This window comes from Micromonospora cabrerizensis, assembly GCF_022230955.1.
Taxonomy (GTDB): Bacteria; Actinomycetota; Actinomycetes; order Mycobacteriales; family Micromonosporaceae; genus Micromonospora; species Micromonospora cabrerizensis.
This window is the reverse complement of sequence record NZ_JAKKFI010000106.1, coordinates 50,351-63,310: the sequence shown is the minus strand read 5'-3', so window position 1 is coordinate 63,310 and position 12,960 is coordinate 50,351. Positions and strand designations below refer to the sequence as shown.

The window sequence follows — 12,960 nt, the reverse complement described above, 5'->3', positions numbered from 1 at the left end:
CGGCGGGCGGCCCGCGCGGCCCGCGGCGAGACGCGCGGCCTGGAGATCGGCGAGGTACGCGCGGCCGCCACCAACGCCAGCGGCGCCGTCGAGCCGCCGGCGCAGACCGAGACGGTGTGGGAGGGGCTGGCCCGCCCGGACGGCCGCCCCAACGGGGCCCGCCGCCTGCCGGTACGCCGGGAGCAGCCCGCGCCGCTGCCCGGGGTGACCTACCTGACGCCGTTCGCCTGGGGTGGCTGCGGGCTCATCCTGCCCCGCTACCCGGGCACCCGGGTGGCGCTGGCCTACCGCAACGGCGCTCCGGACGACCCGGTGGAGGTGGGCGCCCTCTGGCCCACCGGGCACGCCCCGGTCTCCCAGCCGGGGGACTGGTGGCTGTCCCTGCCGGTCGGGGTGGCCACCAACAGCCGCTCGTCGGTCGGCGACACGGTCGTGCCGGCCGACCACGACGGCAAGGTGGCGCACGACCTCACCGACGGCGACGGCAACCGGGTCATCGAGCTGGGTGAGCTGACCGTGCGGGTGGGCCGGGCCCAACTCCAGGGGCGGGGCCAGCGCCCGGCCCGCGCCGACGAGGCCGACAGCATCACCATCGAGCACGCCGCCGGCGGGTCGTCGATCGTGATGAAGCAGGACGGCTCGATCACCATCACCGCCACCCGGATCGACCTGGACGCGGGCAACGGCGCGGTCAACATCAGCGGCGGCACCGTCAACATCGCCGCCGACGACGTCGACGTCCAGGTCAGCAACGCGATGAACGTCCACTGAGGAGAGCGACATGGCTTTCGTGCTCACCACGTCGAGCAACGTGCACTGCCCCAGCCAGGGGGCGGTCACCCCGGCCGGGCAGGGCAAGCTGACTGTCAGCCGCGCGCCGGTGGTCCGGCTGGACGGCATCAGCGGCAAGTCGGTGGCCGGGTGCACCATCACCACCAGCAACTCCACCAAGCAGTGCAGCACGGTGACCTCGGCGACCGGAGCCGCCGGCAAGCTCAAGGTCGGCAGCGTCGCAGTGGCCCTGGACTCGCTCAGCGGCGCCACCGACGGCTCCAGCCCCGGCCTGTCCGCCAGCGCCGGGCAGAGCAAGCTGAAGGCGGTCTGAGGTGGACCGGACCGAGCGGGAACGGCAGGCCGCCCAGCGCCGCTACCTCGGCTGGGGCCTCGCCTTCGAACCCACCATGCCCGGCGTGGACCTGGCCCGCGACATCGTCTTCGACGACGGCCCGAACGGCCGGGTGCTGGCCCTTGTCGCCGGCACCGACAACGTCGCCCAGAGCCTCGCGGTGGCGTTGACAACGCTGCGCGGCTCGAACGTCTTCGACGCCACCTTCGGCTTCGACGGTCTCAACGCCCTCGCCGAGCAGATCGAGCCGAACCTGATCCGCGAGCAGGTGCGCATCGGCATTATCACACTGCTCGACCGCGACCCCCGCGTCCGCAGGATCGTCGACGTGAACCTCGACGACGGTCGGCTCGGCGCGACCGGCACCGACGACGCGGCGAAGGCCGCGCTGCGCGCGTCCCGCACCCTCCAGGTGCAGGTCCAGTTCGAAACCATCACCGACGACCGGCTCTCGGTGCATCTCGGGGAGCTGCCCAGTGTCTGATCCCACTCTCCCGGCCGAGCTGGCCGACGTCCTGGCCGTCGACGCCGCCGCGCTGCGGGCCACCGGCTCGACCGGCTTCGGCATCGTCGAGACCGGCTTCGTGCCGAAGTCCTTCGCCCGGTTGCTCGCCGAGAAGCTGGCCACCGCCCGGCTGCTCTTCGGCGACGACGTCGACCTGACCAGCGGTGCGGTGCTCCGTAAGGTCCTGGAACTGGCCGCGCTGGAGGACGCCCGGCTGTGGGCGGCGCTCGGTGCCGTCTACGACAACTCGTACGTGGTGTCGGCGACCGCCGACGCGTTGACCCGCCTCGGCGAGGAACTCGGCATACCCCGCCCCTACCTGTCGGCGACGGGCACGGTGAAGCTGAAGCTGAAGGCCGCCCTGCCCACCGGACGCACCCAGCTCACCCTGCCCCGGGGCGCGCGGCTGTCCACACCCGGCGGGCACCACGTGGCCCTGGACGAGACGGTGGTGCTCTCCGCCGCCGTGGCCGAACGGGTGCCGGCCGTCGCCGCGTTCTATCCCGGCCCGGCGCACAACCTCGACCCCACGCAACCGAGCCAGAGGATCGACCGGTGGAACCGGGCCGACACCCTGCTGGCCGACCTGGACGACGCCGAGCAGGCCGCCGGCGTCGAGCTGGTGGAGATCACCCACACCGTCGCGCTGACCGGGGGCGAGCAGCAGGTCCCCGACGCCCGCTACCGGCAGCTGCTGCTGACCGCGCCCCGCTCCATCTGGACGGCCGAGGCGATCGGGCTGGCCGTGGCGACCGTTCCCGGCGTACGACAGGTGCAGGTCTTCGACGGCCGGGGCGGGCTGGACCTCAACCAGTCCATCTTCGGCAACTTCAATTTCATCGAGCGGGTCTTCAGCACCGAACGCGACCTGGGCAACCCGTACTACGTCACGGTGCTGGTCGCACCCACCGCCGCGGCCATCTGGGACGGCCCCGACGGGCTGCACGCCGCCGTCGAGTCGGTCATCGAGGACCTGCGCCCGGTGGGCATCTTCGCCTCGGTGGACCGGGCCGACGAGGTGGGCATCGGTGTCGAGGCCGACCTGGTGATCCGGGGCCTGCCCCTGCCCACCGGCTCGAAGGAGACGGTGAACGCGTCCACCGCGGCCACCGAGCTGCGCGCCCGCCTGCACGCCCGGTTGCGCCGCTACGTCGACGAGCTGCCCTTCGGTGAGCCGGTCCGCGCCGCCGAGGTGATCTGGACGCTGATGAACGAGCCGGGTGTCGCGGACGTCCGCGCGCTGCGGCTGGTCCGCTTCCCGGCCGACTCGGCGGTGGTGGTGACCGGCAGCGCGCCCACCGGCGACGGGGTGCAGCGCCTGCCGGTCGGCGACAACGCGGTGCTCGCCGCGAACCAGGTGCCCGTCTACGTCGACCGGGACGACCCCCGGCCGTTCCGGATCGTCTGAGCGGGGGGACCGATGACCGACCTGCGGGTACCCGTGGACGGCGCCGACCCGTCCGTCGAACGTAACCTCGTCGACCAGCTGGAGGGCCCCTACCCGGGCACCGTCCGGCGGGTGGTGGTGCCACTGGCCGACAGCGGTGCCGCGGTCGTGGACTGGACCAGCCGCCACCCGCTGCTCACCGTCGTGCTGCGCCGTGACCTGGTCGAGGAGACCGTGCGGGTGACCGTCACGGTGGACCCGGGCGGCGCCGGCCAGCGGGTGCTGCCACCGGTGGTCTTCGCGCCCTGGTCGGCCGCCGGGGCGTCGGTGCCGGCGTACGCCCCGGACACCGCCGACGAGCCGCTGGTCGCGTCGTTCCCCGTCGCGGTGACGGTCGAGCGGGCCGTCGACGGCGCATCCGCCACGGCCCTCACCGGTGCCGCGCTCACCGGCCTGATCGAGCTGGCCGTGCTGGAGGGCAACCTGGGCCGGCTGCTCTACCTCATGTCGTACGAGAAGCACCGCCTGCGCCGCGCGGCCCGGGAGGTGCACGCGTACCGGACCCTCGCGCACGCCCGGCGCGACGCGCTGGACCGCATCGGCGCGGACGTCGGGGTGGCCCGTTTCGTCGACGAGCTGGTGCACGAGCCGGCCAGCGGCGAGGTGTACGCCCGCCGGCTGGCCCCGCCGGCCCGCGAGCCGGACGGCGCGTACGCCCACCGGCTCGGGCTCTACCGGCGGTTCCTGCTGCCCACGCCGGGTGCGGTGCGCCGGCTGCTCAACGGGCCGGGCACGGACACCGATCCGAACACCGGGCTCTTCGCCGACCTGCCCGGCGGCGAGCGGTTCACCCTGCGCGAGGACGACGACCGGTTCGCGGTGGCGATCCGGCTGGTGGCCGCGGGCGATCCGCAGCACCGCACGAACTTCCTCGCCCAACTGCGCCGCGACCGGCTGGTGCTGCCCGCGAACACCCCACCGAACAACACCGTGCACGCCGGCCGGGCGTTGCCGGGCAGTCGGCTGGCCGAGGTCACCGCGCTGCGGGCCAGCCTGCGTCAGTCGTACGCCTTCGACAGCGCGCACGGCATCGCGCCGCCGCTGGCCGCCGCCCTGGACCGGGCCGGGCGGGTCTGCCGGGCACTCGGCTCGTCCATCGTGTGGCAGGTGACCCGCGCCCAGGACGACGCCGGTGGCAGCCGCTACGAGCTGGGCCTCGGCGTCGACGTGAGCTGGCCGACCCCCGCGCAGGCCACCGACCTGCGCAACCGGGTGCTGGACACCGCCCGGGCGGTCACCGCCGACCGGACCGCCGAGGCGCTGATCGCCGCCGCCCGCGCGCACGGCGTGCCGACCGTGGCTGCCGACGGCGAGTTGGCCTGGCTGTGGCGGGTGTGCGGGTTGCCGACCACGCACCGGGTCAGCACCACCCGGATGTACCTGTCCCACCTGCCCACCCGAGGGCTGGCGGTGACCGCGCCGCTGAGCGCCGCGGTCGGGGCCGACACGACGGTCGAGGCGCAGTTCCACGCGCCGGGCGACCCGGGCGGCAACGCGCTGCTCCTCGCCGGTCTGGTCGCCGCCGCATCCGCCTGGACGGGCGCCGGGGAGCCGGCGTGGACGCCGCTGACCGACGCGGCGGCCCGGACCCGGTGGGCGGCGGTGCCGACCCGGCCGGCCGGACAGCCGGTGGACCAGGTGCTGGCCGCCGCCGGCCTGCCCGCTGTCCGGGACCCGGCCCCGCTGGTCGCCGCGCTGAACCGGCTCCCCGACGAACTGGTGGAGACCATCGAACTGCCGGCCGCGTTGGCCGGCGCGCTGATCGCCGGCCAGCCGGCTGCCGGCGACCGGCTGGCCCGGCTGGTGGGGTTGTTGCGCGACCAGCACCTCGCCGCCGCGCTGCCGCTCGTCGAGACGGGCAACCGGATCCTGCTGGTGTGCAGCGTGATCGGCCTGCCACAGGCCGGGCTGAACCTGGCCGAGCGCCGGGCCACCGGGTTCCGCTGGTACACCGTGGGGCTCGGCGGCGGCACCGCGCAGATCAAGGCGGTCGGCGCGCGGACCGCGCTGCGGCCCACCCACGCCGGGCTGGTCGCCGTGGTGGCGCTCTCCTACGTGCGGACCGGCCGGACCGACCCGTACGAGTTCCGGGTGGAGCTGCCCGACGGGGTGACGCTGACCCTGGCGCAGTACGAGCGCCTGATGAACGCGCTGACCCGGGTCTGCCCGCTCGGCGTGGAGATCAACACCTTCGGCATCCGCCGCGACCACGTCGACCTCGACACCGACGGCACCGCCGAGCCGCTGCGCCCGGCGGTGGCCCGAACCTTCCGCACCTTCCAGCAGCGCCGGCACCGCGGCGTGTACGACCAGCTCTGAGAGGGACACCACCATGGCGAGCGAGATCAATTACGACGGGGTGACCGTCACCGAGCTGTACGAGGCGTTCACCAAGCACGGCATTCCGGCCTCGGACGCCAGTGTGCTGGTCTCATCCTGGATCTACGAGAACGTGGGCACCGCGAAGCGGGTGTTCAGCTACGCCGAGTCGTTCCCCGCGGTGGAGCCGGGCTGCGCGCCGCCGCCTTTCGCCCGCACCTTCGCCCACAGCGACTGGGTCGACGGCGAGGACGTGGTGCAGGCCGGGCAGACCCCGGGGGAGCAGGGCTTCAACGAGCGGTTCCACCGCATCGAACACGACCTGGACCACCTCGGCACCGACCTGGCCAAGGCGTTCTCCTGCATGGCGACGATGAGGGTCAGCCTGCGGCGGCTGCTCGACGAGATCCGCGCCGAGATCAACCGGCTGCACTCGACGGTGCACGGGAACAAGGTCAGCCCCGGCCCGTACACCGTTGAGCAGATCCCCAACTACATCGGCACGCTGGACTTCGGCAAGTACATGGGCACCACGATGTTCATGGACAAGAAGGTCAGCATCTGGCAGACCAAGGCCGGCACCATCGTGCTGCCCGCCGTGGAGACCCTCGGCGTCGACGTGGTCGTCGGGCCGAAGGTCCGGGGCGCGGCCTACCTGGAGCGGTATGCCGCCGAGAACGGTGACGTCCGGCAGCGCTTCCCGCGCGAGGTGAAGCTGTCGGAGTTCCTGCGCGCCTTCGGCGAGGAGGAGGTGGCCGACGGTCGGCTGATCCGCGACGTGCTGAAAGTGCTGCCGGCGGACACCAGCTACCCGAGCGTGGACGCGATGCTCGGCGAGGTGAGCGAGCGGGAGGCGGTGATCGTCCGGACCACCGTCGGCGCCCAGTCGGCGGTCGCCGCCGCGCTGGGCATCGAGAGCGAGTTGGAGAACGTCGGTGACGCCGACATCGCCATGCTCAGCGGTGTGCCCACCAAGGCCCGGGCGGCGCTGGCCCGCGCCGGGATCAGCACGCTCGGCAAGTTGGCCGAGGCACCGGCCGAGCAGGTGCTCGCCATCATGAAGGAGGCCCAGGTGCGCGCGGACGTCGGCGACGCCGCCGAGTGGACCGGGTACGCCCGGACGCTGAGCAAGCTGCGCTGAACGGTCGACGTCGGATCCGGCGAACGGTTGATCCACGCCGCTCGCCGGGTCGGTGTGACGACACTGCGCTGGCGCGGCGATCGTCCACACCCGACCGTGAAACTCCCACGGGGCGATCGGGTGCGAGGGGCGCAGGCATGGCTGTTCACGAGGTAACGCACGACCTTCGCACCGCGGCCCCCGAGATCGAGGCGGGACAGCCTCCCCGGTACGCGTTGCGGTTGCTCGGCGGGTTCGGGTTGGAACGCGACGGGCGGGTGGTGGCGGTGCCGCAGGGCGCCCGTCGACTGCTGGCCTACCTCGGCGTACGCCAGCGGTGTGCCCGCTCGGAGGCCGCCGGCACGCTCTGGCCCGGCTCGCACGAGGAACGGGCCCGGGCCAACCTGCGCACCATGCTCTGGCGGCTGCACCGGGTGACCCCGGAGCCCCTGGTGGACGAGGACGACCGGCTGGCCCTGGCGGCCGGGGTGACCAGCGACGTGGCGACCCTGGGCGCGGCGGCCACCGCCCTGCTGGCCGGCGGGTCACCGGTCGACGTCGGCCCCGGCGTGCCGGCGCTGGCGACCGGTGAGCTGCTGCCCGGCTGGTACGACGACTGGGTGCTGACCGAGCGGGAACGGTTGCGCCAGACCCAGCTGTACGCGTTGGAGGCGCTCGCCGAGCGGCTCACCACGCAGGGCCGCTACAGCGAGGCGGTGCAGGTGGCGTTGACCGCTGTGCAGTTGGAGCCGCTGCGGGAGAGCGCCACCCGCACGTTGATCGCCGTGCACCTGGCGGAGCGCAACATCAACGAGGCGGTACGGCGGTTCGAGCTGTTCCGCGCCGACCTGGGTCGGGAGCTGGGCGTCGCACCGACCCCCTGGCTGGAGCGTCTGGTTCGCGCCGGCCTGCACCCTGCGTGACCGTCCCCTTCCCGTGACAGGCCGGCCGCAGGGGCCATCCCGGCGTCCTCCCAGGTCACACTCCACCCAGGCCGACCGCACGGCACCCCGGACATCCGTCCTTTGCTCTGCACCCACGGGTGCGACGCTCACGGACTGTAGGCGGTGCGTCCATGGGTGCAGAGCAAAGGGAGTGCCTGGGGTGGGGCGGGGAGAGCCAGCCGAGTGGTTGGTACGCCCCGCGCCGCTGGTCGGGCCGGTCAGATGGGTCAGTGGGTCGCGGGCGGGATGCTCTGCTCGTACTGGAAGACGTTGTAGGGGTCGTACTTCGCCTTGATCTTGCGCAGTCGCGGGAAGTTGCGCCCCCAGTAGGCCTCCTCCCACTCCGCCATTCCGATGTTCGGCACGTTGACGTAGGCGCCGTCCACGTAGGGCCGCAGGGCCTGGCTGAACTCGGCGATCCAGGCCTGGGCGATCGGGGTGATGGCGTCGTCGCTGTCGGGCTCGCCGCGAGTGCCCCAGCCGGTGCCGGGCTCGGAGTAGAAGAGCGCGGACCGGTGCGGGAAGGCCGCGCCGCCGAAGGGCTCCTGTCGTTGGGCTCCGGACCCGAAAGCCTGTGCGAAGAAGTTGGTGTCCGGTGTCGGAGACTTCTCCATGAACTCGCGGACGATACTGATCGCCTTCGCCGGGAACGGCTCCCTGGTGAACTGTGAGAAGAACTTCCACTTCGCCGGCTCTTCGTCGTTCGGGATCTGGAAACCGGCGTACGTCTCGCCCCAGCCGCCGATCTGCACGGTGACCTCGGGTTTGCCGATCGAGAGGAGCGGCTCCAGCAGGCTCCTCGCCTCGGCCTCCGAACCCTCGGCGAGCACCGCGAACAGCAGGATCTCGTCCGGGTGGACCTCGACCTGGGTGCCGAGACGAGGGTCGCTGAACGGTGCGCCGCGCTGCCAGGTGTCGAAGACCTCGTGCAGGTTGTCGAGGCCCGGCCAGGTCACCTGAAGGTAGGCGACGCTCTCCAGCGGGGCCACCTGGTAGGTCAGGGACGTGACGATCCCGAAGTTGCCGTTTCCGGCGCCGCGCAGGGCCCAGAGCAGGTCCGGGTAGTTCCACGGGTCCACCTTGAGCACCTTCGCGCCGTTGGTGCCCGACGCGACGACGATCTCCACACCGATCAGGTTGTCGCAGGCCATGCCGAGGTAGCGGGTGAGGAACCCGAAGCCGCCCCCGAGGGTCGCACCGGACAGGCCGACGGTCCCCTCGCCTCCGGTCGTCGCCGCGAGGTCGTACTCCCCGAGCGCGGCGATCGCTTCGGACTGGGTGAGCCCCGCGCCGAGCTTCGCTGTGCGGGCGGCGGTGTCGATGTGGACGTCCTTCAGCTCACTGACGTCGATCACGATGCCGTTGTCGACGTTCGACCAGCCTTCGAGGCTGTGGCGACCACTGCGCACCCGCAGCGCGACGTCGTGCTGCCGCGCCCAGGTGAGGGCGTTGACCACGTCCTGGGTTTCCTGGGCGAACACGATGACCAGGGGATAGCGCACGAACAGCTCGTCCCAGCCGAGGCTGGCCTCCGCGTAGTTCGGGCTCTGCGGGCGGACGATGCGCCCGGTCAGTTCCGCCGGTGGGTACGTGGCGCCGGAGGACGAGCCGGGACCGTCGGCCGCGATCGCCGAGCTGCCGGCGATCACGCTGGGAAGAGCGACCGCTCCGGCGCCGACGGCCGTCGCCTTGAGCAGGTCGCGACGAGAAAGGTCGCGCATGGTCCGAATCCTCTCGATCGGGGTCACGCCAGAAATCTGGACCAAGAGGGCGGATGCCTCTCATCTGGCGCAAACCCACCGTAATGCGAGAGTCTTCGTCGAAGATCCGAGAACTTGTCGCAGAACCCGGTCGGGTGATGCGACGACCGGCAGCCGGCGCGGACCGTCAGCTCGGGCGGGCCGTCCGCTCGGTGCGGGCCCGTCAGTTCGGTGTGGGTTGGTCCAGGATGGCGCTGAACCGCTCCTCGGCGAGGTCGAGCTGGCCGAAGATGTGCCGCTTCACCGCCGGAGACAGCGGGGTGTCCGGACGGCCGATCAGGTCCCGGAAGAGAGGCACCAGCGGCCGGTACTTCCGGGCCGACGAGACGACCTTCGGCCCGACCGTGTGGATCACTCCCACGCCGTTGTCGGTGAAGTCCGACACCTTGATCACCCGGGCCCAGGGCTCGCGGTCCAGGCTGACCGCCAGGTGCTCCCGGTACTGCGCGTTGCGGTCCCGCTCGGGGTCGTACCGCGGGTTGGTGACGGCGGCGACCAGGGTGGCCACCCGCGGCCCGAACCGCGCGGCGAGCGCGATCAGCGCCGCGCCGGTCGGGTCGGGCCCCGGCTCACCGCCGGCCAGCTCGGCCGGGTGGTCCTCCACCGCGTCGTGCAGCAGGCCGGCGACGATCACCTCCACGTCGCGCACCTGGTAGTGGTGCATCAACCGGATCGCCACCCGCAGCAGGTGGTTCAGGTACGGCTCGCGCACCCGCCGGTCGTCGCGGTGCAGCTCGGCGGCGAGGTCGAGCGCGGCGTTCAGCCGCTCCCGGGCGTCGTCGTCGAACTGCTGGACCTCCAACCGGAAGCGTTCCAGCAGGCCCGGTTCGCCGTGGATCTCGGTGATCGCGTGCATCGGCATGCTGCCCAGGTGCGGCGGGAAGTCCATGCGTCACTTATAGCCGATCTTCACCACATCGATGAGCCCCTACGTCGCCGACCCGACGGTGAGTTGCGGGCACGCCGAGCGGTCAGATCGGCAGCCGGTCGGCGCCGGCGAGAGGGTTCACCAGGAGGGGGACCAGTGGTGCCGGCAGGACGGGGTCGCGGCGCAGGGTGGGCGTCCAGCCCGCGTCGGCGGCCAGGTCCGGGTCATGGGTCGAGTTGTACGCGGCCAGCAGGTCGACCGGCCGGGCCGGCCCGCCGCCGGTGCGGACCCAGGAGCCCCGCTCGGTCAGCGCGGTGCCACCCCAGTCGTAGAGCAGGTCGGCCGGGTCGACCGGCGCGTCCAGGGTGAAGAAGTTGTTCTGCGCGTAGATCGCCGACTGGACACCGACGCCGAGCGCGTACTGGAAGTCGTCCCCACCGAGCCGGTAGTGGTTGTTGTAGATGTCGACCTGCCCGAAGCGCACCCGGGGCAGCCGTTGCAGGACGCCGTCGAAGAGGTTGTGGTGCAGGGTGACCCTCAACCGGCCCACGTCCGGGCCGACCGTGTTGGACGAGCCGATCAGCAGCAGCTTGTCGCGTCCGGTGAAGCGGTTCCACGAGGCGGTGACCAGGCTGGCGGTGTGCGTGACGTCCAGTGACCCGTCGTGCACCTGGTATGGGCGTCCGAAGTGGACGGGCTGGGCGCTGTCCGGGTTGTCGCCGTCGGTGAAGGTGTTGTGGTCGACCCAGACCTTCTCGCTGCGGCGCACCGAGATCTGGTCGTACTGGCTGTTCCAGTTGCCGGCCTCGCCGTCGGTCGGTGACCAGGCGGGAAAGCAGTCCCGGGCGTCGACGAGGGTCAGGTTGCGGATGATGACGTTCGACGCCCGGTCGATCATGAGGGTGAGCCCGGTCAGGCGTGCGCCGCGCAGCCCGACGATGGTGGTGTTCGGGCCGACGTTGATCTGGGTCTGCCGGGTCTGGTTGGTCACCGAGCGCACCCGGGCCTCCTCCAGCGGCCCGCTCGGGGCCACCCGCCCCCACACCGCCGGGTCGTACGCGGCCAGGTAGGCGTCCAACCGGTACGCCGGGTCGGCCAGGTCGGCGCAGCTCAGCGCGGTGCCGTCCGGCCCTTCGAAGCCGTCGATGGCACCGTCGACGTAGATGAGTTTCGGCGTGGCGTCGGTGGCGTTGCTGGCGTTGTCACCGCCCAGGGCGGCGACCAGCTCGGCCCGGCTGTGCACCACCCGGGTCCGTTCGGGGGCGGCCGTCGAACCGCCGGTGGTGCCGGTGCCCTCGGCCGCCCAGCCGTCCCGTTCGGGCAGGGTCTGTCGTCCGAGATGGCCGGCCAACCAGGAGAGCCCGTCGGTGGCCGGGGCGTCGGGGCGGGAAGCGGCGGCGGCCGGGGTGGCACCGAGCAGGAGGGCGATCACCGTAGCGCCGGTGAGGATTCTGCGCATCGACTCTTCCCATTCGCTGGTGGGGTGGGGCAGTCACCAGGAACGGTAGGTTCGCGCGTTTATGCAGGTCAATACGAGTTGTATGCAGGAATGTTGCAGTTGCCGGGTTCAACCGGCATCGCCCCGACCACTACTGGTCGGATATTCGGAGGTCTGTCCGATGTGACCGCCACACGGGCGGGCGATGTTTGCACTCCGGTTGCCGCGGACCCCCTATCCCGTCAACTCGGCGCGGTACGCCGCGGCCGCCCACGGCACCGCCAGCTCGCTCGGGAGCGCCCCCCGCTCGGCCGCCCGACGCAGCACGTCGACCACGCCCCGCAGGTGCCGGACCCGTTCCCCGCCCTCACCGACGACGGTCACCAGGTCGCCGTCGAGCAGCCGGGGCTCGGGGGCGGCCCGCAACGCGTCCAGCAGTGCGGTGAACGGCGCGGTACGGGCCAGCGGCGCGATCAGCGGCACCGCCGTCGGGTCGTCCCGGTGCGCCAGCAGGTTCTCCAGCAACCCCACCCGCCCCGGGACGCGGCGGGTCACCACGTCCCCGGGCAGCCGCAACCGGTCCGTGGGGTACTCCAGCACCGCCTGACCCGCCGTGCCGGTCACCACCACCTCACCCGCCACGAACTCCTCGGCGGCCAGGCTCACCGCCACCAGCACCGGCGGGCCGGCGCGGAACAGGACCCGCAGCACGGCGGTGTCCTCCACCTCGATCGGGCGGACCCGGTAGCGCTCCACCTCGACCGCCACCGGCCAGGGCGTGGCCCCGCCGAGCGTCTCGGCGATCGCCAGGCACTGCATGACCGCGTGCGCGAGCGGGTTGGCCAGCGCGCCGTCCAGCACCGGCCGACCGTTGAGGCTTCGCCGCCCGGCCCAGGGGGAGCGGGCGTAGTAGGCGTCCGGCCGTTGCCACGCGGCGACGGTGGAGATGCCCGTGACCGTGCCCAGCCGGCCGGCCGCCAGCGCGTCGGTCAGCGCGGTCAGGGCCGCCGAGCCGAGCGCCTGGAACCCGACCTGCGCCACCCGGCCGGCGGCGGTCAACGCCCAGGTCAGCTCCTCGTGCTCGGCCAGCGACAACACCGGCGGCTTCTCCAGCAGCAGGTCCGCGCCGGTGGCCAGGGCGTCCCGGGCGATCGCCAGGTGGGTGTGCGGCGGCGTGCAGATCACCACCACCTCCGGCCGCGTGGCGGCGAGCATCGCCCGGTGGTCGGTGAACACCTCGACCCCGGGTGGCACCGGCGCCGCCGGATCGTCCTCCACCGGCTGGACGTCGACAAGGGCGACCAGCCGCAACCGGCCGGCGGCGTGCAACGGGGCGATCACCCGCCGGTGCCACCGGCCGTGCCCGTTCGCCCCGATCACCGCCACCCGGGGCGGCGTCGGCCCGTTCACCGGGCACCGGCCAGTGTCGGCCC

The 12,960-nt window shown here is 72.7% G+C and carries 11 protein-coding genes; 7 read left to right on the top strand and 4 right to left on the bottom strand.

What is annotated here, in order from left to right:
* The 7 genes from LADH09A_RS28140 to LADH09A_RS28110 form a co-directional block, all read left to right on the top strand.
* Positions 1 to 771, top strand: a 771-nt coding sequence (locus LADH09A_RS28140; protein ID WP_238648697.1) for a carbohydrate-binding domain-containing protein, incomplete at its 5' end; no start/stop codon positions are given.
* A 10-nt stretch (positions 772 to 781) separates the two neighbouring features.
* Positions 782 to 1,105, top strand: a complete 324-nt coding sequence (locus tag LADH09A_RS28135) for a hypothetical protein (RefSeq protein ID WP_238648696.1) — start codon at positions 782 to 784, stop codon at positions 1,103 to 1,105.
* A 1-nt stretch (position 1,106) separates the two neighbouring features.
* Positions 1,107 to 1,610, top strand: a complete 504-nt coding sequence (locus tag LADH09A_RS28130; protein WP_238648695.1) for a GPW/gp25 family protein — start codon at positions 1,107 to 1,109, stop codon at positions 1,608 to 1,610.
* The gene (locus tag LADH09A_RS28125) at positions 1,603 to 3,039 is read left to right on the top strand and encodes a baseplate J/gp47 family protein (RefSeq protein ID WP_238648694.1); all 1,437 of its coding nucleotides are present in this window, start codon (positions 1,603 to 1,605) and stop codon (positions 3,037 to 3,039) included. The genes LADH09A_RS28130 and LADH09A_RS28125 overlap by 8 nt, the downstream gene beginning before the upstream one ends.
* A 12-nt stretch (positions 3,040 to 3,051) precedes the next feature.
* On the top strand, positions 3,052 to 5,397 hold the full coding sequence (locus LADH09A_RS28120; protein ID WP_238648693.1) for a hypothetical protein: 2,346 nt from the start codon (positions 3,052 to 3,054) through the stop codon (positions 5,395 to 5,397).
* Positions 5,398 to 5,410: 13 nt separating this feature from the next.
* Positions 5,411 to 6,538, top strand: coding sequence for a hypothetical protein (locus LADH09A_RS28115; RefSeq protein WP_238648691.1), 1,128 nt, complete (start codon positions 5,411 to 5,413; stop codon positions 6,536 to 6,538).
* Positions 6,539 to 6,675: 137 nt separating this feature from the next.
* A complete protein-coding gene (locus tag LADH09A_RS28110; protein WP_238648689.1) occupies positions 6,676 to 7,440 on the top strand; it encodes an AfsR/SARP family transcriptional regulator in 765 nt (254 codons plus the stop codon).
* Between the two features lie 248 nt (positions 7,441 to 7,688).
* On the opposite strand, the gene LADH09A_RS28105 is transcribed toward LADH09A_RS28110, so the two are convergent.
* The 4 genes from LADH09A_RS28105 to LADH09A_RS28090 form a co-directional block, all read right to left on the bottom strand.
* Complete coding sequence (locus tag LADH09A_RS28105; RefSeq protein ID WP_238648688.1) at positions 7,689 to 9,182, bottom strand: FAD-binding oxidoreductase; 1,494 nt, start codon at positions 9,180 to 9,182, stop codon at positions 7,689 to 7,691.
* Between the two features lie 202 nt (positions 9,183 to 9,384).
* Positions 9,385 to 10,110, bottom strand: a complete 726-nt coding sequence (locus LADH09A_RS28100) for an HD domain-containing protein (RefSeq protein WP_238648687.1) — start codon at positions 10,108 to 10,110, stop codon at positions 9,385 to 9,387.
* Positions 10,111 to 10,192: 82 nt separating this feature from the next.
* Complete coding sequence (locus LADH09A_RS28095; protein ID WP_238648686.1) at positions 10,193 to 11,548, bottom strand: pectate lyase family protein; 1,356 nt, start codon at positions 11,546 to 11,548, stop codon at positions 10,193 to 10,195.
* Between the two features lie 213 nt (positions 11,549 to 11,761).
* Entirely contained in the window at positions 11,762 to 12,937 is a 1,176-nt protein-coding gene (locus LADH09A_RS28090; RefSeq protein ID WP_238648685.1) for a Gfo/Idh/MocA family protein, read from the bottom strand.
* Positions 12,938 to 12,960: the final 23 nt, after the last annotated feature.